This is a genomic window from Lonepinella sp. MS14434 (assembly GCF_042468235.1).
In the GTDB taxonomy this organism is placed as follows: Bacteria; Pseudomonadota; Gammaproteobacteria; order Enterobacterales; family Pasteurellaceae; genus Lonepinella.
In genome coordinates this window covers 1,713,953-1,734,703 of record NZ_CP170386.1, presented here as the reverse complement: position 1 = coordinate 1,734,703, position 20,751 = coordinate 1,713,953, and the positions used below count along the sequence as shown (strand labels likewise).

Below are 20,751 nucleotides of genomic sequence, written 5' to 3'. Positions count from 1 at the left end.
TTTTCCTTATAAATTAAATTCTTATTCCGCGACTATCACTTGTACGCCTAAATTCTCGATAAATTGTTTATCCTGTGCTGATATTTGGTTATCGGTTATCAACACATTTATTTGATCCCAAGTGAGTTCTAAATTTGGCATCCGTCTGCCAATTTTTTGGCTTTCCACCATCACAATCACTTCACGGCTCACTTCTGCCATCACCTGACTTAATCCGATTAATTCATTAAAGGTGGTCGTACCACGCTCTAAATCAATACCGTCCGCCCCGATAAAAAGTTGATCGAAATCATAGGAACGTAATACTTGTTCTGCCACTTTACCTTGAAAAGATTCCGAATGGGTATCCCAAGTCCCCCCTGTCATTAACAACGTCGGTTCATTTTCTAAGGAACGTAATTCTGTTGCCACCGACAAGGAATTGGTCATCACCACTAAACCTTGTTTACCATCCAACTGTTTAATTAACGCTGCCGTGGTACTGCCACTATCTACAATAATTCGATTATGCTCTCTAATCCGTTCCGAGGCCATTTTGGCAATGGCTAACTTTTGTTGTGAAAGCAATTCATCTTGATCCAAAATATCTTTCGGCATCAAAATTGCGCCGCCATAACGACGAAGTAAAAAACCGTTACTTTCTAAAGCAGTGAGATCTTTACGAATGGTCACTTCGGAGGTTTCAAAGCATTGTACTAACTGCTCAACACTGACTTCGCCCTGTTGTTGCAGCAGTTGCATAATATGCTGACGACGTTGTTGGGTATTACGTTGACTTAAGTTTCGTTTCATTAGATGATTTATCGGAATAAGTTTCGAATCGAAATTATATAGTAAATTATTTGAATGTAAATAGAAATTTTGCCACAAAAAATATAAAAAAATTCACCGCACTTTTGGAATCTCATCTAAAGTGCGGTGAATTTAACAAGCGTTTTTATTTACAGCAACGTTTTTAGTGCACTAACAAACTGCTGATAACGCTGATATTTTTGCTGATAAGCGGCATAATATTGCGGATTAGGTTGATACACTTGCATATCTGCTTGTAATACCGCGGGCTGTTCAGTCAATCCATCGGCTTGCATTGCCATTAATGCAGCCCCTAAACAACCTGTTTCTTCTACATTTGGCACTTCTAATCGCATAGCGGTGAGATCCGCTAACATTTGCATCCATACAGCCGATTTTGTCGGTCCACCCGTCACTCTTAATACATCGGCTTGTGGAAAACGTTGCAACATACGTTCTAAGTGATACATCAGGCTGAACAACACCCCTTCATACACCGCTTGCAATAAGTGCATTTGAGTATGATGTGCTTGCATACCGTAAAAACCAGCTTGCATACCTAAACCTGCATTTGAACCATAGAGAAACGGCACGAATAACACCGAGCTAGTGGCAGGCGGTAATTGGCTGATGCCTTGATTAATTTCCGCATAATCCACATTACCAAACTGTTTTACAAACCATTCTAAATTGCCTGATGAAGTTGGACTAGCTTCATGCACAATAAATTGGTTCGGTGTAGCATAACGTCCATACACGAAAGGTATCGTTTGTTTATCATCAATTTCAGCGGTAATACCACTCACCACTGACCAAGTACCTAACACCGCATTAAGTTTCGTTTCATCATCTAATTTGGCACAAAGTGCGGTGGAAACCACATCAAATAATCCACCAACCACGGGAGTCCCTACGGCTAAACCTGACAATTCAGCAGCTTGTTGGGTAACATAGCCTGCAATTTGGTTAGATTTAATAATCGGTGGTAATTGAGTGAAAATTTCTTCAATTCCCAGTAATCTTGCTAGTTCAATATCATATTCGCCCACTTGCATATTATACAAATTGGATTCGGAAATATTGGATTCTTCGCAATGCAGTTCGCCCGTTAAACAGAATCGCAAATAGTCATGGGACATTAATACCGCCCCGATATTAGCATAACGCTCTGGTTGATGTTCTTTCACCCAACGTAAAATCGACACAGGGTGTCCTGTCCATAAGGTTTGGCGAGTGATTGGATAGAGTTTTTGTGGAATACCGTCTGCTTGCCATTGTTTGACAATTTCAAGAGAACGTTGATCAGAAGAAAGAATGGCACGCCCCAAAGGTTGCTTTTGTTTATCCAACAAAAACGCCCCTTTACCCTGTGCGGAAATGCCGACACCTTTAATCTGGCTCGGTTCTACACCACTTTGTTGAATGGTTTGACGTACTACTTTGGCACAGATTTGCCATAATTGTTGCATATCTCGTTCAGCGTAACCTGCTTGCTCGCTGATCACAGAAACGTTTTCACGCTGAATGCCGTAAAGTTTGCCTGTTTGGTCAAATAAGGCGGCTTTAACAAAGGTGCCACCACAGTCTATGCCTAAGTAGTAATTCATATTATTGTTCTCGTTATCTTGGGTTTGAACGCCCCCTCAGTCCTTTGGACAGCTCCCCCCGCAAGCAAGGGGAGCGAAAAGGGCGATACGCATCGTTATTTTGCTAACGCATCAATCGCTTTAATCAAATCATCGCCATTTTTGTCGATAAAGGATTTACGTACTTTTTCTTCGATCACGGCTTTGAATGGGGCTTGATTGATGGTTTCAGTGACTTCAATCCCTGCTTTACGTAAATTTTCCACGATTTCTTTTTCGTTTTTCACATTAAGATCACGTTGGAATTGCCCTGCTTCTTTGGCAGCTTCCAATAAATCAGCTTGTAATTCAGGTGAAAGCGAATCAAATTTGGCTTTGTTCATCACCACAATTAATGGGGTATAACCATGGTTGGTTAAACTTAAATATTTTTGCACCTCAAATAATTTTGATGACCAGAAAATCCCGACAGGGTGTTCTTGTGCATCAACAGCACGGGTTTCCAAGGCAGTATAAAGTTCCGCTAGTGGCATTGGGACGGGATTACCGCCTAACAAGCTAAAGGTTTCAATATACATTGGATTTTGGTTAGTGCGTACTTTCAATCCTTTAATATCGTCAGGCTTGGTGACTGGGTGTTTTGAGTTCGAAAATGCACGAAAACCTACGTCCCAAAACGCTAAACCTTTTAAGCCTTGTGTTTCAAGGGATTTTAATAAACCTTGCCCAATTTCGCCATCTAAAACTTTAACAACGTGCGAACGATCTTTAAAAATAAACGGAATATCAATCACATTGATCTTCGGTTCTAATCCTGTAAAGTTAGATGAGCTGGACATTTCAATGTCAATGGTACCACCACGCACACCTGCAATCATGGCTTGTGCATTGCCTAACGTACTATCAGGGAAAAGTTTTAATTTGATTTCCCCTTTGGTTTTTTCTTTTAGTAATTCATCAAATTTTTTCGCCGCTATGTGCTGGCTGTCGCTACGTGGTGCTTCATAGCCAAAACGTAAACTGGTTTCAGCCACCGCATGACTCACTGTAAACATCGTCACTGCGGCGACAAAAGCACTTAAGGTTTTTAAATTAAATCGTTTCATAACATTCTCCGTTTAACAGCAAGTTGGGATTTATTCGGAAAGTGCGGTACAAAAAATTGTAATTTTTTCACCGCACTTCTGTTTGCTTGCTATTGAGCTAGGGCATCAATCGCTTTAATTAATTCATCACCATTTTTATTGATGAAAGATTGACGTACTTTTTCTTCAATCACCGCTTTGAATGGTGCTTGATCAATGTTTTCCGTCACTTCAACACCAGCTTTACGTAAATTTGCCACAATTTCAGTTTCATTTTTAATGTTCAAATCACGTTGGAATTGTCCAGCTTCTTTGGCAGCTTCAATTAACGCTGTTTGTAATTCTGGTGTGAGTGCATCAAATTTCGCTTTATTCATCGCCACAATTAACGGGGTATAACCGTGATTGGTTAGGCTTAAGAATTTTTGTACTTCATACAGTTTATTTGACCAGAAAATCCCGATTGGGTGTTCTTGAGCATCAACAGCACGGGTTTCTAATGCCGTATAAAGTTCCGCTAATGGCATTGGTACTGGATTACCGCCTAACAAGGTAAAGGCTTCAATGTACATTGGGTTTTGGTTAGTCCGTACTTTCAAACCTTTAATATCTTCAGGTTTCGTCACGGTGTGTTTTGAGTTAGAGAACGCACGGAAACCTACGTCCCAGAATGCTAACCCTTTGATGCCTTGTGCCTCAAGATCTTTTAATAACCCTTGACCGATTTCACCGTCTAATACTTTGAATGCGTGCGTACGATCTTTAAAAATAAATGGAATATCAATAACATTAAGTTTTTCCACTAACCCTGTAAAGTTCGGTGAACCAGACATTTCAATATCAATGGTACCACCACGCACGCCAGCAATCATGGTTTGCGAGTTACCTAAGGTACTATCTGGGAAAAGTTTTAATTTGATTTCCCCTTTGGTTTTTTCTTTCAATAATTCATCAAATTTTTTCGCCGCAATATGTTGGCTATCAGTGCGTGGTGCTTCATAGCCGAAACGCAAGCTCGTTTCTGCACTGGCATTAGTTGCCACCAACATGGTTGTGGCAGCAACAAAAGCAGCTAAGGTTTTTAAATTAAAAAGTTTCATAAGATTTCTCCATTTGAGAGTTAAGTAAAATGAATTGTTTTTACAGCATCCAACCCAATGGCACTAAAATCAGTGAAGGGAAGAAAATAAACAAGAATAAAACTACAATCATCATTAGCATATAAGGCATAATACCTCTTGCTGCTCGGTCAAACGGCAGTTTTGATACACCTGTGATGACATTTAACACATTACCTACTGGCGGTGTAATTAAACCAATAGACGTATTCAGAATAAACAACACACCAAAATACACAGGATCGATACCCGCTTCTTCCACTAATGGCATTAACACTGGGGTTAAAATTAATACGGTCGGAGTTAAATCCATCACCATGCCGATAATAAATACCACAAACATAATCACGATTAACAACAATGTTGGGCTATCAATTAATGGCTCAAGTAATTCGGTCATCATTTGCGGTAGTTCTGCCACGGTGATTAACCAACCTGTTACATTGGCAGCCGCTACCAAGAACATCACCACTGCGGTGGTTTTGCCTGCGGCTAAAATAATGCGATAAAGATCTTTGATTTTCAGCTCACGATACACGAACAAGGAAATCACTAACGCATAGAATGCTGCTACTGCCCCTGCTTCGGTTGGGGTGAAAATACCTGAACGGAAACCGCCGATAATAATCACTGGTAACAACAATGCCCAAACACTATTCTTAAAGGAAATACAAAGTTCTTGTTTAGTGGCTTTGGAAAAGGTCATTAAGTTTAAGCGTTTAGCTTGCCACCACCACAATAAGCCTAAGAATATCCCCATCATCACACCGGGGAAAATCCCCGCTAAGAATAATTTGGTAATGGAAACCCCACTGGCTACACCGAATACGATAAATGGAATACTTGGTGGAATAATCGGGGCAATAATACCTGCGGTACCAATTAAACCAGCAGATTTATCCATTGGATAGCCCGTGGTTTTCATCATTGGCAATAACATGGCAGCCACCGCGGCAGTATCGGCAACCGCAGAGCCTGATAGACTTGCCATAATCATGGCGGCGATAATAGCTACAAAGCCTAAACCGCCTCGTTTATGACCTACTAGCTTCATTGGTAAATCAATAATGCGTTTGGATAAACCCCCCTCATTCATAATTTCGCCAGCCAGAATAAAGAATGGAATTGCCATTAATGAGAAACTGTCGGCACCACTTACAATTTGTTGGGCTAAGATTTGAGCGTCAAACAAATCTAAATGCACCATTAACGCAATGCCACAAATCAATAAGGAAAAAGCTACTGGAATACCGAGTAGAATCGCACCTAATAAAACAGAAAGGAAAATTACAACGGTCATTTGGTTTCTCCTTTGAATACGAGTCCAATTCTAGTCACTAAACGAGCAATAATTAACACACCAATTAATGCACCAGCAACAACCGCAGCAAGGTAGGTTATACCTTGTGGCAATCTTGAAATCGGCGCATAATTCGATAGATTTAGTTGAAACTGTATCCAACCGCCCTCTACGATTAAATAGCAACAAAACAGCATGGCGATGTCTGTCACAATACCCAATAAATTACGTCCTTTTTCTGATAATTTATGGGTTAAAATTGTCACACTCACATGGTGATTTTCACTAAAAGCCAGAATTGCCCCTAAAAAAGCTAACCAAACAAACATATAACGGGAAACTTCTTCAGTGATGTTGATACTGCTATTAAAGCCGTATCGTAATACCACATTAAGAAAAACGAGAATTGACATTGCGGTGAGAATTAACACCACCACAGCTTCAATCGCTTTTCCAACCAATAACGCAAAAGATTTCATTATTGCCTCCTACAGTTCACTCACTGCTACTTTTACCACAATTTTACGGATCAACCCTGTTTCATTTTCAGCACAAGCACCACGGTGAGCATCTTCTGGAAAGAACACCGCAAAATTGCCTGCTTGACACAGAATTTCTTGCTCATTTGGAATAGATTGATAAAACAGAATATCTTTTTCCGCACTATATTCTTCTGCCACAGGGTTATTGCCTAAATCAGGTGCGACCGCCATACGTTCACTGCCTTTATGCCAATATTGCACATCTAAATATTTACGGTGAACTTCGGGCAGATAGGCTGATTTTGGCTGGGTTTGTAAATCTAACACTTGTACATAACTGTCGCCCTGTAATGGATAGCGACCAGCGGGAAGATAATCAAAATCGGTATGTTTAAGATAATTCAAGGCTTGTTGAATCGCTTTCGGATAACGGTTCGGCTCGACTTTAGCAATATGACCAAAAAACATAATAGTATCCTTAATGTTGTAAAATTCACGAAAAAGCCACCGCACTTTGTACAAAAAACCAAAGTGCGGTCTAAATTAGAGCGATTTTAATTTAGCCCAAACCGTATCATCTACTGGAATACCATTAGCTTTATTATCGGCTAAAATCGTAGTGAACTCGTGACCTGGTAAACGAACAGGTTGATTTGGATCGACAGGCTCTGCGGTACGCACATAATCCATAATACGATTAAGTTTTGCATCTTTGGTTTTGCCATCAATCAGACGATCCACTTCAATCGCAATAAACACTTGGGAAACGCAATATTCATCGTCTTTATCTTCCGTCACCGCTGCGGTAGATTCACCATTAGAAAGCAGTGTTGCAATCATATCTAACACGATCGATAAACCTGATCCTTTCCAGAAGCCCATTGGCATTAGACGGCGATTTTTCTCTACGGTGGCAGGATCACGGGTTGGATTATTATCATCATCAAACCCTGCGTCCACAAAGGTTTGGCGACCTTGTAAACGATGCACTTCTAACATACCGTAAGAATACATAGAACAAGACATATCCACCATGGTAATTGGGCTAGTTGGCACCGCCACGATTAACGGATTAGTTCCGATACGACATTCTTTCGAACCCCAAGGTGGCATTACCGCTAATGCGTTTGTCCAACACACACCAATATAACCTTTTTCAGCCGCTTGCCATCCATAAGAACCGCCACGCATCCAGTGGTTTGCATTACGTAATGCCACTACACCGATACCATTTTTTGCAGCTAATTCCATCGCTCGATCCATCATTTTCTTAGCAGTTAAGTTACCAATGGCTTGATGAGCGTCCCATTGTTCAATCGCCCCTAAAGATAATTCTTTAGTCGGCTCGGCTTCTGGTTTAATATCGCCGTTTTCGAGTTGTTGAATAAAACGTGGGAAACGGTTTACCCCATGAGAGTAGGCTCCCGCTTGCGTTGTGTCAGCAAATACTGTTGCACATTCTTCTGCAATATCTTCACGTACTTTACGAGAAAGTAAGACACGTTTAAATTCTGCTTTTAATTGTTCATAAGAAACTTTCATGGCATACTCCAAATTTTCTAAATTTCAAATTGTAAAATCACGTTTTATAAAGTACACTTGTCAACCATAAAAGTCAATTTAAGTAATGAAATATAAACATTTATAAATCAATAAGTTATATATTATTTTTTAAATTTGTGAGCTAGATCTCATTTTTATAGAAAAGTATTTCACATAGTGAAACGTTAACAAGGATGTGGGGGAAATTATGCAAAATGAAGAAAAAAACACGGGGAATCAAAGCCTTATTCGTGGACTAAAACTACTGGATCTGTTGAGTGATTATCCTAACGGTTGCCCATTAGCCAAATTAGCCGAATTATCGCAACTGAATAAAAGCACGGTACACCGTTTATTGCAAGGTTTGCAAGCAGAGGGCTATATTAAACAAACCAACACTCAGGGCAGTTATCGCTTAACTACTAAATGCCTTAATCTCGGTCAAAAAACGCTTTCTTCCTTTAACATCATTAATTTGGCATCGCCTTATTTAGAACAACTTAACTTAACCCTTGGCGAAACGGTGAATTTTTCCAAACGAGAAGACGATCACGCCATTATGATCTATAAGCTCGAACCAACAACAGGTATGTTAAAAACAAGAGCATATATTGGGCAATATTTACAGCTATATTGTTCTGCCATGGGAAAACTGTATTTAGCTTATGAAAATAATACAAGCTATGTCGTCAATTATTGGCAATCGCATCAAGATACTATTCAGCAATTAACCAAAAATACCATTACAGATTTACACTTAATGCAACAGGAATTAGCGGAAATTCGCCAAATTCAATTTGCCATGGATAAGGAAGAAAATGAGCTAGGGGTAGTTTGTGTGGCTTGTCCAGTTTTTGATGCTTTTAATAAAGTGGAATATGCGGTATCGATTTCTACATCCATCTATCGGCTTAGACAAATGGGAGTAGATTTTTTATTAAGTGAAATTAGAAAAACCGCCTTATTGATTTCGAAAGAATTAGGGTTTGTGGCTGAAATCTCCACCTAAAACAAGAAAGTGCAGTGAAAACTAGAATAATTTTCACCGCACTTTACTAAGATTAATCAAATAGTTAGACTATTACAAAATCTCTTTCGCTTTCGCGACCACGTTTTCCACGGTGAAACCAAATAATTTGAATAATTGGTCTGCTGGGGCAGATTCACCGAAACCGTGCATTGCCACGATGCGACCTTCAAAGCCCACATATTTGTACCAGAAGTCTGCGGTTTGTGCTTCAATCGCTACACGTTTGGTAATGTGTTTTGGTAACACGCTTTCACGATAGGCTTCGTCTTGTTTGTCGAACACGTTGGTGCTTGGCATAGAAACCACACGCACTTTTTTGCCTTCGCCTTTTAACACTTCTGCGGCTTTCACGGCTAATTCCACTTCAGAACCCGTAGCAATTAAGATCACATCAGGGTTGTTGCAACCGCAATCTACTAAGATGTAACCACCACGAGCCACGTTAGCTAATTGCTCTGCTGTGCGTGGTTGTTGTGCCAAGTTTTGACGAGTGAAGATTAAGGCACTCGGACCATCTTTGCGTTCTACCGCAGATTTCCACGCTACCGCAGATTCCACTTGATCCGCTGGTCGCCATGTTTCTAAGTTTGGAATTAAACGTAATGCTGCTGTTTGTTCCACAGGTTGGTGAGTTGGACCGTCTTCGCCTAAACCGATAGAGTCATGGGTGTAAACGAACAACACACGTTGTTTCATTAATGCTGCCATACGTACTGCATTGTGAGCATATTCAAAGAACATTAAGAATGTTGCACCATAAGGAATGAATCCACCGTGTAAGGCAATACCGTTCATAATCGCCGACATACCGAACTCACGCACACCGTAGTTGAGGTAGTTGCCGTCCACATTGGTGGTTGCACGAATTGGTTTTGAACCTGACCATAGGGTTAAGTTTGAGCTGGCTAAGTCTGCTGAACCGCCTAAGAATTCTGGTAAAATGTGTGCATAGGCTTCAATCGCATTTTGTGAGGCTTTACGGCTCGCAATAGAAGCAGGGTTAGCTTGTAATTTTTCCACAAAGGCTTGGCTTTCGGCTGCCCAGTTGGCTGGTAATTCACCGCTCACACGGCGTTTAAATTCAGTGGCTAATTCAGGATAGGCTTTTGCATAAGCCGCAAATTTTTCGTTCCATGCCGCTTCCGCTGTTTGACCTTTGGCTTTCGCATCCCATTCTGCATAAATATCGGCTGGGATTTCAAATGGGGCATAATCCCATTCTAATGCTTTACGGGTTAACGCAATTTCTTCATCACCTAATGGCGCACCATGGCAATCGTGCGAAGCTGATTTGTTTGGTGAACCGTAACCGATAATGGTTTTACAGATAATCAAGGTTGGTTTATTGGTTTCTGCTTGAGCTTTTTTCACCGCTTCGGCAATTTGTTGTGGATTATGACCATCAATCGCTGGAATCACTTGCCAACCGTAGGCCTCAAAGCGTTTTTGGGTATCATCAGTGAACCAACCGTCAACATGACCATCAATGGAAATATTGTTATCGTCATAGAATGCGATTAATTTACCTAAGCCTAACGTTCCTGCTAATGAACAGGCTTCGTGTGAAACCCCTTCCATTAAACAGCCATCACCCAAGAACACATAAGTAAAGTGATCCACAATATCGTGACCTGCACGGTTAAATTGACCCGCTAAGGTTTTTTCTGCGATCGCCATACCTACTGCATTGGTGATACCTTGACCCAATGGACCTGTGGTCGTTTCTACCCCTGGGGCATAACCATATTCAGGGTGACCTGGAGTTTTAGAATGTAATTGACGGAAATTCTTTAAATCTTCGATAGAAAGATCATAGCCTGTTAAATGTAACAAGCTGTAAATCAACATCGAACCATGTCCATTAGATAACACAAAGCGGTCACGATCTGCCCATTTTGGATTGGTTGGGTTATGTTTTAAAAATCCACGCCATAATACTTCGGCAATGTCCGCCATACCCATCGGGGCACCAGGGTGACCTGATTTTGCTTTTTGAACAGCGTCCATACTTAAAAAACGGATTGCATTTGCAAGTTGTTTTTGCGTTGCCATTGTTTACTCCTGATTAATGAGATTGAATGAATATAAACTGATTTTTATTTTACCTGATTTTTCGGGGTAAAAGGTAAATTAATACGATTGATTTTATAGATAGCATTTAAAATGTGATCAAGATCACATTTTTATGGTGTATTAAGGGGGATTTGGAGTAAAAAGTGCGGTGAAAAATTTCAATATTTCCCACCACACTTTAACCAATAGGAACAAATTGGCTATTCAGGTATAATCCAACTGACTTTCCAACTGCCCGTATTTTCAGGCACTAAGGTCTTGACTAAATAAGGTAAAAGCTGTTTCATTTGGCTTTCTAATTGCCATGGTGGATTAATCACAATCATGCCACTGGCAGTCATACCACGCTGATCGCTATCAGGGCGAACTGCCAGTTCAATTTGCAGAATTTTGCGAATCCCTGTGGCTTCTAACCCTTTGATGATTCGTTTCGTTTGTTGGCGTAACACCACGGGATACCAAATGGCATAAATACCTGTGGCAAAACGTTTATAACCCTCCACAACGGCTTGCACGACCAGATCATAATCTTCTTTCAATTCATAAGGTGGATCGATTAATACTAAACCACGGCGTTCTTTTGGGGGAAGCGTGGCTTTAAGCTGTTGAAAACCGTTATCTCGCTTGGTGGTAATATTGTCGTATTCTTTAAACGTATTACGCAATAACGGATAATCAGCAGGGTGTAATTCGGTGAATAATGCCCGATCTTGTTCTCGCAACATTAACGCAGCAATAAACGGTGAACCTGCGTAATAGCGTAATTCTTTGCCACCATAATTGAGCTTTTTAATCAGATTCACATAGCGTTGAATTTCTTCAGGCAAATCTTTTTGTTCCCAAAGACGTGCAATACCCTCAAGATATTCGGCTGTTTTTTCTGCTTCTTCACTGAATAAACGGTATTTCCCCACACCTGCGTGCGTGTCTAAATAATAAAAACCTTTGTCTTTTTGTTGCAGATTTTCAATGATCAACATTTGCACAATATGCTTAAGTACATCGGCGTGATTGCCAGCGTGGAAACTATGGCGGTAACTTAACATGGGATACCCTTTTTACTTTGATTTTAACTTTCTCTAAATAAGAGAAAACCCTGATGACTTTTTACAATCATCAGGGCTTTAGAATATGGCTCCTCCTGCGGGACTCGAACCTGCGACATATGGATTAACAGTCCACCGTTCTACCGACTGAACTAAGGAGGAAAAGATGGTGCCTCGAGGCGGAATCGAACCACCGACACGGGGATTTTCAATCCCCTGCTCTACCGACTGAGCTATCGAGGCGTAACGCTTACTGCGTCAACACGGGGCGTATTAAACCGTATTTACGCCTTTCGGTCAACAGTTATTTTACAAAAAAATCTGAAATTTGTCTGTTTGCTTGTTTAATATGCAAAAAATCCTCAAAACGCCCCGCACTTGTACGTACGGGACTGATCTTATCTCACTCTGCGATAACTCTGTTGAGCCTTATCCACTTTCAGCAAATAATTACGAGCCTGTGATGACGGATGAGCCGTGGTTAAAATACGATACACCTGTTCTGGCTGCATACGATTAATTTGATAAATCGCTTCATCTCTATCATAACTAAATACACGTAATACCGCACCAGCACCACTGTTATACGCTGAAATCATGGCATAACGCATAGAGGTTGGATTTTCGATACCTGCTAAATAATCATTTTTTAACAACCATAAATAAGATACACCAGCGTCCACATTTTTAGCTGGATCAAATAAATAACTCTTACTTGGTTGACCTGAAAGTCCTTTCATTTTAAATACATCTCGACCCGCACTATGTGGCACAACCTGCATTAATCCTAACGCATTTGCATAACTAATCGCATAAGGGTTGAAACTTGATTCAGTTTGCATAATGCCTAAAATCAAACTCTCATCAATACCATATTGACGAGATGATTTACGTACAAATGGCAAATATGCTCTAGCACGCACATTAACGTGATTCGCAATCATTTGAATACTAACAAACTGCACAGATCGCCCATTGCTTAATGTTCGTTTTTGTAATCTATTTTGAATTAAATAGCTGGCAAAATTATTCGCTGTATTAAGATCTCTAATAGGTTGACCAAAGTTATTGACAACCTGACCAACTAAGAATGGACGAGTACTGATAGGTACATCACCCGAAGCAAATAAATCAATCCCTTTTGCATCAGACCCCATTAATAAAGTATGCACAATAGCACTATGTAAACGATTCACGTCCGCTAAGGTTTCAATATTAATTTGACCTTCCTCAAAGCTAATATGGCTACGGGTATAATAACTATCAGTATATTTTACATAGTCTTTACGACTCGCCACTAACAGCTCATTTACGCCCCAGATCTGGTCAATATTCTGTGAAAATTGCCCAGTAAGTAAATCTAAACCATGCGTATCCTTAGCAAAGGCATTATCATAATTACGATCTTGATTTGATGAACAAGCATACAAAAAAGGAATAATCGCCAACACGGCTAATTTTTTTAAAGAAATCTTCATCATATTTATTTTATTTTGATTGTGGAACATAACCTTCAATATGCACCTCTTTTCCTTCAAACAAAAAATTCACCATTTCTTGCTCTAATAACTGACGATGCTCAGGGTTCATCATATTTAATTTTTTTTCATTAACTAGCATGGTTTGCTTTTTCATCCATTCGCCCCAAGCCTGTTTACTGATATTATCGAAAATACGCTTACCTAATTCGCCTGGATAAAGCTGAAAGTCTAATCCTTCTGCCTGTTGCTTTAAATAAGCACAAAATACGGTTCTTGCCATTATAATTTTCTCTTATAAAATTCTGTTAATAAATTCTTGACTGGCGTAGCGAGTCCAATTTGATCTGGGTTAGCTGGATCATACCAATATTTGTTACTTGGTGATACAGTAAATTGATATTCTGCTGGCTTTTCTGCAATTTTTTTCCAATCTGTGCAATCTTCGTCACATTTTTTGCCATGAAGTTCCGCATAAATTGGATAAATATCTAAATGAAAATGACTAAAAGTATGTCGAAATGCCGTCCATTCTTGATATTGGTGAATACCTTGTGTAGCTAAATATTGTAACAATTCTGTTTTGGTTGGAAATTGTGGAAAACAATACAGCCCGCCCCACAAGCCAGAATGCTCACGTTGTTCTAATGCGACTTTGCCTTGACAGCTCAAAATTAAAAAATAACTTGTGCGTGCTGGTAAGGTCTTTTTGGTTTTTTTATTTGGGTAATCCATCCAACAATTTGTTAAATTTGCACCGCACTTTTGACTAATTGGACACAAATCACACTTCGGTTTTGAACGCGAACAAACCATTGCCCCAATATCCATCATCGCCTGATTAAAATCCGCCACTCGATCTTGTGGGGTGACTTGTTCACTTAATGCCCAGAGTTTATTTTCTACTTTCTTATCGCCAGTCCAACCATCCACCAGAAAATAACGCGATAAAACACGTTTTACATTGCCATCTAAAATGGCATAAGGTTGATTTAATACCGAAGATAAAATGGCACCAGCCGTGCTTCTGCCTACTCCAGATAATGCTAATACTTGTTCAAATTTAGTGGGAAACTCACCGTCGAGTTGATCTCGAATTTGTTGAGCCGCTTTATATAAATTTCTGGCTCGAGCGTAATAACCTAAACCAGTCCACAAATGCAACACTTCATCAAGGGGAGCATTAGCAAGTGCGGTGATATTTGGAAAAGTTTTAATAAACCGCTCAAAATAAGGGATTACCGTTGCCACCTGCGTTTGTTGTAACATCACTTCCGACAACCACACCGCATACAGGGTTTTATCCTGCTGCCACGGCAAATGCTTACGCCCAAATTGGTCGTACCAGTGAAGTACAGCCTGAGCAAAAGGGGCGCTTGAGCAAGATTGTGCGGTCATATAGTGTAAAAGTGCGGTGAAAAAAAGAAAATTTTAACACAGCGATAATGTAATAGAAATGTGAAATTATTATTTACATTTTTCTGGCAATCTTTAATAATACAAACGATTTTTATTTTAATATTTTAATTCATAAGGAAAGCTCATGAAAAAATCACTTTTAGCAAGTGCTATTGTGTTAGCCTTAGCTAATCAATATGCCGTTGCCAACACCGCTAAATCTAATGAAAATCTGCAAGAAATCAAAGTCGTTGAACAAGAAGCGAGTGATTTAACCACGACAATTACGCCCAATCAAATCACCAGAACCAATCCGGCTGATATTAAACAAATGTTAGAAAATACTATTGATGTCAATGTCAACGAATTACAACGTACACGTGGTGGAAATGATGGTGTGAATATCCGTGGCTTGCAAGGAAACCGTGTTGCCACCAGTGTTGATGGTATCCCTTTACCAGAAAGTCAAGAAAACAAATTGTTTACCACCATTGCCGGTGCTTTTGGACGCGGTGATTTTGTCGAACCCAGTTTATTGCGTTCTGCCAGAGTTGATCGTTCTGGTTCTGCATCAGGGCTTTCCGGTGCAATTGATTTCCAAACCCTTGAACCACAAGATTTATTGAAAAATCGTGCGTTCGGTGGATTATTCTCCACCGGTTATCAAAGTGTTGATACTTCACTTGTTGGCACTTTGGGTGTCGCATTACAACATGGTGATTATCAAGGTTTAGTGGTTGGTACACAACGTAAAGGTCATGAAACCAAAACCAATGGCGATAATTCGGGTACCGGTTCAACGCGTACAGAAGCAAACCCGGCGGATTACAAAAATGGTGCGGTGTTAGTAAAAAATTATTACCAAGTCAATGAGCAAAATCGTATCGGCTTAGCGGTGGAATATGTGCATAGACGGACTAACACCGATAACCTTTCCGATATTTTAACCAGCGTTACGCCTTTTGTCACCACATCCACTGATAGTAGTCATAGCAATGATCAAGTAACACGTACTCGTTTAGCACTGACACATAATTACACCGGTAACGATATTAAAGTCGATAGCAAACTTTATTTCCAACAATCAGACACGGAAAATTACCGCGTTCGCCATCAAACCAGAACAGTATCAGGTAACTCTACGGTGACAGAGCGTATAGATAACATGGACAATAAAGAAAAGTTATACGGATTATCGACTCAAGCGACACAATTTATTAATAGTTCCATTCCGCAAGTATTACGTTATGGCTTAAGCACGAGCTATCATGATCTCACCAATGATATTGATACCACTTCGGATACGAGTCTTTCACAATCTTCCGCAGACACTAAACAATTCCGTTTGCATGCTTATGTAGAAGATGAATTACAATTTGGCGATTTGCTAGTTACCCCGCAATTAGGCTTAGTACATTACCGTTTAAATCCAAATGCTGATGGCTATAATGACTGGGTTACCCAATATATACCGAATTCAGGCGTACAAAAACAACATAAAACCGCTTTTTTACCAAAAATGACCTTGGCTTATCAAGTCGCTAATGAATTTGTACCGTACGTCCAATATTCTCGTGGTTTTAAAGCACCATCAGCACAACAACTTACCACATCCTATGGCCGCCAACAATATGGCTATGCGATTGTAGGGAATCAAAATCTTAAACCAGAAACGGCGAATAACTTTGAAGCGGGTTTCAAAGGTAACAATGAACGCTTTAACTATCGTGTCAGTGGTTTCTACAACTTTTATAAAAACTTTATTGATTACCGTTATCTAGCTAATACGGGATTAGCCAACTATGCTTATCAATATCAAAATATTGCCAAAGCTAGAATCTATGGGGTAGATGCCGAAGGGAAATGGAATTTCTATGATGATTTCTATTTCACTGGTGGTTTAGCTTATAGCAAAGGTAAGATGAAAGATAATGAAAGTGGCGAGAAAAATCCAATTAGTACCATTCAACCGCTAAAATTGAAAGCCGGTTTGAGTTATGAAAATGAATTTTGGGGAGCCAGTGGCACTATCACGCATGTACGAGCAAAAGCGGATAAAGATATTTACGGCTCAATGTACAATCCAAGCACATCCTATAATGTTGTAGATTTCGGATTATACATTCGTCCAATCAAAGATCTCACCTTAAGTGCAAGCTTAAATAATGCCTTTGATAAAAAATACTGGAATTGGGCGGATATTTCTTATTTTGCGGGGAATAGCCGTGGTACGAATATGACAGCCAATAGTGATAGCTCGGTAGCAATTTCACAAGCGAATGCAGATGCTTATAGCGCACCGGGACGTAATTATAGTATCAATCTCCGATATGAATTTTAATTAATCCACAACATCGACTTAAAGTATATTAAAACCATCTTTAAGTCGATTTTTATTACCCATTCTATAATTCATCTCATTAAATCTGTTAGAATAGCCATAATTATTAGCAAAATAGTTTGTTATTATGATTAAAAAAACGCAATCTCCCAGTTTTTTATTAAAACTCACCATTATGATGATCGGTGGATTTGCTTTTTTGCAAGTCTATTCTATACAGGCTATTTTACCAGTATTAATGGAACATTTTTCCGCCACCAAAGTACAAGCAGGGTTAACTGTTGGTGTGACGGTGATGGCTGTTGCTATCATGTCGCCCTTTATGGGGATGTTCTCGGATGCCGTGGGGCGAAAAAGTCTAATCGTAATTTGTATGTTATTCATCGTACTTCCCACTGCATTACTTAGCATGAGTGAAACTATTCAACAGATTAAATTATGGCGGTTTTTACAAGGCTTATTCGTGCCGGGGATTACGGTAGTTACCATCGCTTATATCAGCGAAGAATTTCCCGACCGATTAGCATCAATGTTGTCTTTATATGTATCAGGAACCGTTCTGGGAGGATTTTCGGGGCGATTTTTGATCGGCTATTTACATAGTTTAGTGGGTTGGCAAGAGGGTTATTTAATTTTCGCAGGTTTAATGTTAATCGGGGTAATATGGGCGGCGTTGGTGTTGCCTGCATCGAAAAATTTTGTGATGAGCGGAAATTTTCGATCTTCGCTGTATATTCTTCAGCAACATATTCAAAATCCCCATGTGTTAACCTCTTGTGCGCTAGGGGCTTGTGTATTGTTTAGTCTGGTGAGTATTTTTACTTTCATTAATCTGCATTTGGCTAATGACCCTTACTATCTCAGTTCAGCTAATCTGGCGAATATTTTTACGGTTTATCTGATCGGTATGCTGATTACACCATTGACGGCGAAACTGATTCACAAAATCGGGATTGCCAACAGTTTATTGCTCGCTATTATGAGTTCCATCATCGGGGCATTGATTACCCTGTGTTCGCCGTTATGGCTAATTATTGTGGGCTTGATTATTATGTCATCCGGCGTGTTTATTAGCCAAGCCACCACTATTAGCCATATCTCGCAACATGTTAGTCAAGGACGTTCACTGGCGTCTGGACTTTATTATATGAGTTATTATGCCGGTGGTAGTCTCGGTGCTTGGGTTTGTGGAATAAGTTACACCTATTTCGGTTGGTCAGGTGTGGTATTTACCGTGGTGTTATTACAAATTGTCGCGTTGAATATCGTGTTTTTGGGGATTAAAGTAGCCAAGCCTGTCGCTGAATAAAAACCAAGAAAATTTGTACCGCTTTAAATCCGTATGATTACCTTGCCAGCAATGTCCCCATCATACCTGTTAGTACCATATTCAGTAGCACTAAAGTGAAAGCATAACGAACCAATCTTGCTTCTTCATGGCGATTAGCTGCAGAAAGCCCCACCATAAGTGATAAAATGGACAACGAACCCAATGCACCATGTGCAGCCGCACTGTTTTGCACTGCAGCAAGCCAGTAGCTACTCGTGGCTAATGTACCAATTACAGGCATCAGCAACGCATTTGCACCCACTGCCGAACCTGTAATATAGCCACCAAACACTGCAAAGGTTGCTACTAGCACTGGTAGAAAGGTAATGGGTAATTGTCGCAAAAAAGCCTGTACTGACATTAGAAAACCTGCTTTCATCATTAATTGTGACAATAACAGAAAGAAAAAAATCGTCAACAATGGTCGCCATGCCCGCAATACGAGTGAATGTAGCAAACTTTGCCATGAATTTTGGCAACGTACAACAAACAGCATGATGACTAAAGTTAGAAACAAAGGAATAGCTGGCGATGTCACCATCTGCCATTGTACCGCATGACCATACAACACCCAACCGCCGTTTTCAGTAAGTTGTTTTAGTGCTTTAACCAGTAATACCATAATCGGCAAGATGATATAGGGAAAAACCTTGCCAGAGGGCATGACTTGTGGGTGTGGACGTTGTATTAGAGTAAACACTGCTGCACACAACAATACTGATGTCCCTGCACAAACCCCTGCAATTTCCACGCCCCAATAAATATTTGCTGTTACTAACACACCAATAAATAGTAGCCACAATACCACTAATCCAGCCCAAGCCCTTACTGTGCGAACATCAGCGATATAAAGTGCCACAGCTGTCAGAACAAAAAACACAGGTGAACTGATAACAGATGAAGCCATTCCTAATTGAGATGAAGGTAAATTTGCTAAAGTCGCTCCTATTTGTGTTGCCAGCCCCAGCGTTCCCCATGGCATAATCGCCATACCTGCTAGGGCAATACGCAACGCTTTTTCCTTATCAAACAAACTTACGAGCAGTGGTACAGTAACAATCAGTGATACGCCAAACCCTGTCATTGATTCCAATAAGGGCATTAATCCCAGTACAATAAACAGTACTTGTGCTGGTCTTCCCCATTGCAAGTCTTGCACCCAATCACGCAAAGCCTGTGGCGATCCAATAGTTTCAGAAACGAGTACAAATGCCAAACCTGACACAATCACTGAAGCTGTTGCCAAAAATAACACACCTGTATCTACACTCGCTGCTAAAGCCGTCTGCACAGACACTGTATCAGCCACGCCCAAAAACCACAGTAACAACACTGACAACACGCCAGCTATCGCGGCATACAACGGCAGAAACTTACCTACAATAATCAATAAAACCACCAACAAAATTGGCGAAATATGCAATAAAACCATCAATTATTCTCCCTTATCATGATTGTAATAACACAAAACACCAAATAGTGCTTATTAACATCAACAAAAGGATATTTTAACGACAATGCTTGCTGTAATTTACGTGAATATTGCAAGGAAATATGTGATTTCAACCCTATTATCAAATATAATTGCAACAAAATTGCATCATCTAGGAATAATCATGCCCACACTAGATACTTTTGATAAAAAAATCCTTTCCCTGTTGCAACAAGACAATCGCATTTCGCAACGTGAGTTAGCACAACAGGTTAATCTATCGGCATCTGCTATTAATCGCCGTATTGCCTCAATGGAAAAAACAGGTGTAATTAAAAATAGTGTTACGCTTGTTGACTCTGTAAAAGTTGGTCGTCCCATTACTTTGATTGTAGAAGTATCGTTATCAGATGAACGATTGACACGGATTAATGAAGCGAAAAAGGTATTTGCCACCTGTCCTCAAATTCAGCAGATTTATTACGTAACTGGCGAGTTTGATTTTGTGTTAATAATGAATGTCTGTGATATGGCGGAATATGAAGAACTGACACAACGGTTATTTTTTCAATCTGGTAATGTACAACGTTTCCGTACCATGGTATCAATGCATAATGTCAAACAAGGATTAGAAGTGGTGTTATGATCGTATTTCAGAAAGTTTTTAGGCTACTTGAAAAAACACGCTGAAAAATCACCGCACTTTTCTTTGCTAAAT

The 20,751-nt window shown here is 39.9% G+C and carries 18 protein-coding genes and 2 tRNA genes; 4 read left to right on the top strand and 16 right to left on the bottom strand.

Annotated elements, in window-relative coordinates:
- Positions 1–21: 21 nt before the first annotated feature.
- The 8 genes from O1Q79_RS08430 to yiaK form a co-directional block, all read right to left on the bottom strand.
- Positions 22–792 carry a DeoR/GlpR family DNA-binding transcription regulator gene (locus O1Q79_RS08430; protein ID WP_386691674.1) on the bottom strand — a complete coding sequence of 257 codons (771 nt, stop codon included), beginning with the start codon at positions 790–792 and terminating at the stop codon, positions 22–24.
- A 149-nt stretch (positions 793–941) separates the two neighbouring features.
- Positions 942–2,399 carry an FGGY-family carbohydrate kinase gene (locus O1Q79_RS08425; RefSeq protein WP_386691672.1) on the bottom strand — a complete coding sequence of 486 codons (1,458 nt, stop codon included), beginning with the start codon at positions 2,397–2,399 and terminating at the stop codon, positions 942–944.
- Between the two features lie 95 nt (positions 2,400–2,494).
- The gene (locus tag O1Q79_RS08420) at positions 2,495–3,484 is read right to left on the bottom strand and encodes a TRAP transporter substrate-binding protein (RefSeq protein WP_386691670.1); all 990 of its coding nucleotides are present in this window, start codon (positions 3,482–3,484) and stop codon (positions 2,495–2,497) included.
- 89 nt (positions 3,485–3,573) lie between these two features.
- Entirely contained in the window at positions 3,574–4,563 is a 990-nt protein-coding gene (locus tag O1Q79_RS08415; protein WP_386689044.1) for a TRAP transporter substrate-binding protein, read from the bottom strand.
- 40 nt (positions 4,564–4,603) lie between these two features.
- On the bottom strand, positions 4,604–5,881 hold the full coding sequence (locus O1Q79_RS08410; RefSeq protein ID WP_386691668.1) for a TRAP transporter large permease subunit: 1,278 nt from the start codon (positions 5,879–5,881) through the stop codon (positions 4,604–4,606).
- Positions 5,878–6,360: a TRAP transporter small permease gene (locus O1Q79_RS08405; protein ID WP_386689040.1), complete on the bottom strand. Its 483-nt coding sequence runs from the start codon at positions 6,358–6,360 to the stop codon at positions 5,878–5,880. The genes O1Q79_RS08410 and O1Q79_RS08405 overlap by 4 nt, the downstream gene beginning before the upstream one ends.
- A gap of 9 nt (positions 6,361–6,369) precedes the next feature.
- Positions 6,370–6,831: a YhcH/YjgK/YiaL family protein gene (locus O1Q79_RS08400; RefSeq protein ID WP_386691666.1), complete on the bottom strand. Its 462-nt coding sequence runs from the start codon at positions 6,829–6,831 to the stop codon at positions 6,370–6,372.
- A gap of 75 nt (positions 6,832–6,906) precedes the next feature.
- Positions 6,907–7,905, bottom strand: a complete 999-nt coding sequence (gene yiaK / locus O1Q79_RS08395) for a 3-dehydro-L-gulonate 2-dehydrogenase (RefSeq protein WP_386691664.1) — start codon at positions 7,903–7,905, stop codon at positions 6,907–6,909.
- A gap of 208 nt (positions 7,906–8,113) precedes the next feature.
- On the opposite strand from yiaK, the gene O1Q79_RS08390 reads away from it, so the two are divergent.
- A complete protein-coding gene (locus O1Q79_RS08390; RefSeq protein WP_386691662.1) occupies positions 8,114–8,914 on the top strand; it encodes an IclR family transcriptional regulator in 801 nt (266 codons plus the stop codon).
- A gap of 72 nt (positions 8,915–8,986) precedes the next feature.
- On the opposite strand, the gene tkt is transcribed toward O1Q79_RS08390, so the two are convergent.
- The 7 genes from tkt to mutY all read right to left on the bottom strand — a co-directional run bounded on the left by tkt (position 8,987) and on the right by mutY (position 14,930).
- Complete coding sequence (tkt, locus tag O1Q79_RS08385; RefSeq protein WP_386691660.1) at positions 8,987–10,987, bottom strand: transketolase; 2,001 nt, start codon at positions 10,985–10,987, stop codon at positions 8,987–8,989.
- A 221-nt stretch (positions 10,988–11,208) separates the two neighbouring features.
- Positions 11,209–12,054, bottom strand: coding sequence for a 23S rRNA (adenine(2030)-N(6))-methyltransferase RlmJ (locus tag O1Q79_RS08380; protein ID WP_386691658.1), 846 nt, complete (start codon positions 12,052–12,054; stop codon positions 11,209–11,211).
- An 86-nt stretch (positions 12,055–12,140) separates the two neighbouring features.
- A tRNA-Asn gene (locus O1Q79_RS08375) sits at positions 12,141–12,216 on the bottom strand.
- Positions 12,217–12,221: 5 nt separating this feature from the next.
- Positions 12,222–12,297, bottom strand: a tRNA-Phe gene (locus tag O1Q79_RS08370).
- Between the two features lie 155 nt (positions 12,298–12,452).
- On the bottom strand, positions 12,453–13,532 hold the full coding sequence (mltC, locus tag O1Q79_RS08365; protein WP_386693377.1) for a membrane-bound lytic murein transglycosylase MltC: 1,080 nt from the start codon (positions 13,530–13,532) through the stop codon (positions 12,453–12,455).
- A 10-nt stretch (positions 13,533–13,542) separates the two neighbouring features.
- Positions 13,543–13,815 carry an oxidative damage protection protein gene (locus tag O1Q79_RS08360; protein WP_386691656.1) on the bottom strand — a complete coding sequence of 91 codons (273 nt, stop codon included), beginning with the start codon at positions 13,813–13,815 and terminating at the stop codon, positions 13,543–13,545.
- Positions 13,815–14,930: an A/G-specific adenine glycosylase gene (gene mutY / locus O1Q79_RS08355; protein ID WP_386691655.1), complete on the bottom strand. Its 1,116-nt coding sequence runs from the start codon at positions 14,928–14,930 to the stop codon at positions 13,815–13,817. Before mutY ends, O1Q79_RS08360 begins: the two co-directional genes overlap by 1 nt.
- A gap of 145 nt (positions 14,931–15,075) precedes the next feature.
- On the opposite strand from mutY, the gene O1Q79_RS08350 reads away from it, so the two are divergent.
- Positions 15,076–17,271 (top strand): TonB-dependent hemoglobin/transferrin/lactoferrin family receptor, encoded by a 2,196-nt coding sequence (locus O1Q79_RS08350; RefSeq protein ID WP_386691654.1) that lies wholly within the window; start codon positions 15,076–15,078, stop codon positions 17,269–17,271.
- A 127-nt stretch (positions 17,272–17,398) separates the two neighbouring features.
- Positions 17,399–18,580, top strand: a complete 1,182-nt coding sequence (locus O1Q79_RS08345) for an MFS transporter (protein ID WP_386691652.1) — start codon at positions 17,399–17,401, stop codon at positions 18,578–18,580.
- 37 nt (positions 18,581–18,617) lie between these two features.
- Here O1Q79_RS08345 and O1Q79_RS08340 read toward each other — a convergent pair whose 3' ends face one another.
- Positions 18,618–20,036 carry a hypothetical protein gene (locus O1Q79_RS08340; protein ID WP_386691650.1) on the bottom strand — a complete coding sequence of 473 codons (1,419 nt, stop codon included), beginning with the start codon at positions 20,034–20,036 and terminating at the stop codon, positions 18,618–18,620.
- A gap of 181 nt (positions 20,037–20,217) precedes the next feature.
- On the opposite strand from O1Q79_RS08340, the gene O1Q79_RS08335 reads away from it, so the two are divergent.
- Positions 20,218–20,679: an Lrp/AsnC family transcriptional regulator gene (locus O1Q79_RS08335; protein ID WP_386691648.1), complete on the top strand. Its 462-nt coding sequence runs from the start codon at positions 20,218–20,220 to the stop codon at positions 20,677–20,679.
- Positions 20,680–20,751 lie beyond the last annotated feature (72 nt).

Bases quoted from the DNA above. Each gene is read 5' to 3' on its own strand.
- O1Q79_RS08430 (WP_386691674.1), bottom strand. From the start codon at position 792: ATGAAACGAAACTTAAGTCAACGTAATACCCAACAACGTCGTCAGCAT.
- O1Q79_RS08425 (WP_386691672.1), bottom strand. From the start codon at position 2,399: ATGAATTACTACTTAGGCATAGACTGTGGTGGCACCTTTGTTAAAGCC.
- O1Q79_RS08420 (WP_386691670.1), bottom strand. From the start codon at position 3,484: ATGAAACGATTTAATTTAAAAACCTTAAGTGCTTTTGTCGCCGCAGTG.
- O1Q79_RS08415 (WP_386689044.1), bottom strand. From the start codon at position 4,563: ATGAAACTTTTTAATTTAAAAACCTTAGCTGCTTTTGTTGCTGCCACA.
- O1Q79_RS08410 (WP_386691668.1), bottom strand. From the start codon at position 5,881: ATGACCGTTGTAATTTTCCTTTCTGTTTTATTAGGTGCGATTCTACTC.
- O1Q79_RS08405 (WP_386689040.1), bottom strand. From the start codon at position 6,360: ATGAAATCTTTTGCGTTATTGGTTGGAAAAGCGATTGAAGCTGTGGTG.
- O1Q79_RS08400 (WP_386691666.1), bottom strand. From the start codon at position 6,831: ATGTTTTTTGGTCATATTGCTAAAGTCGAGCCGAACCGTTATCCGAAA.
- yiaK (WP_386691664.1), bottom strand. From the start codon at position 7,905: ATGAAAGTTTCTTATGAACAATTAAAAGCAGAATTTAAACGTGTCTTA.
- O1Q79_RS08390 (WP_386691662.1), top strand. From the start codon at position 8,114: ATGCAAAATGAAGAAAAAAACACGGGGAATCAAAGCCTTATTCGTGGA.
- tkt (WP_386691660.1), bottom strand. From the start codon at position 10,987: ATGGCAACGCAAAAACAACTTGCAAATGCAATCCGTTTTTTAAGTATG.
- O1Q79_RS08380 (WP_386691658.1), bottom strand. From the start codon at position 12,054: ATGTTAAGTTACCGCCATAGTTTCCACGCTGGCAATCACGCCGATGTA.
- mltC (WP_386693377.1), bottom strand. From the start codon at position 13,532: ATGAAGATTTCTTTAAAAAAATTAGCCGTGTTGGCGATTATTCCTTTT.
- O1Q79_RS08360 (WP_386691656.1), bottom strand. From the start codon at position 13,815: ATGGCAAGAACCGTATTTTGTGCTTATTTAAAGCAACAGGCAGAAGGA.
- mutY (WP_386691655.1), bottom strand. From the start codon at position 14,930: ATGACCGCACAATCTTGCTCAAGCGCCCCTTTTGCTCAGGCTGTACTT.
- O1Q79_RS08350 (WP_386691654.1), top strand. From the start codon at position 15,076: ATGAAAAAATCACTTTTAGCAAGTGCTATTGTGTTAGCCTTAGCTAAT.
- O1Q79_RS08345 (WP_386691652.1), top strand. From the start codon at position 17,399: ATGATTAAAAAAACGCAATCTCCCAGTTTTTTATTAAAACTCACCATT.
- O1Q79_RS08335 (WP_386691648.1), top strand. From the start codon at position 20,218: ATGCCCACACTAGATACTTTTGATAAAAAAATCCTTTCCCTGTTGCAA.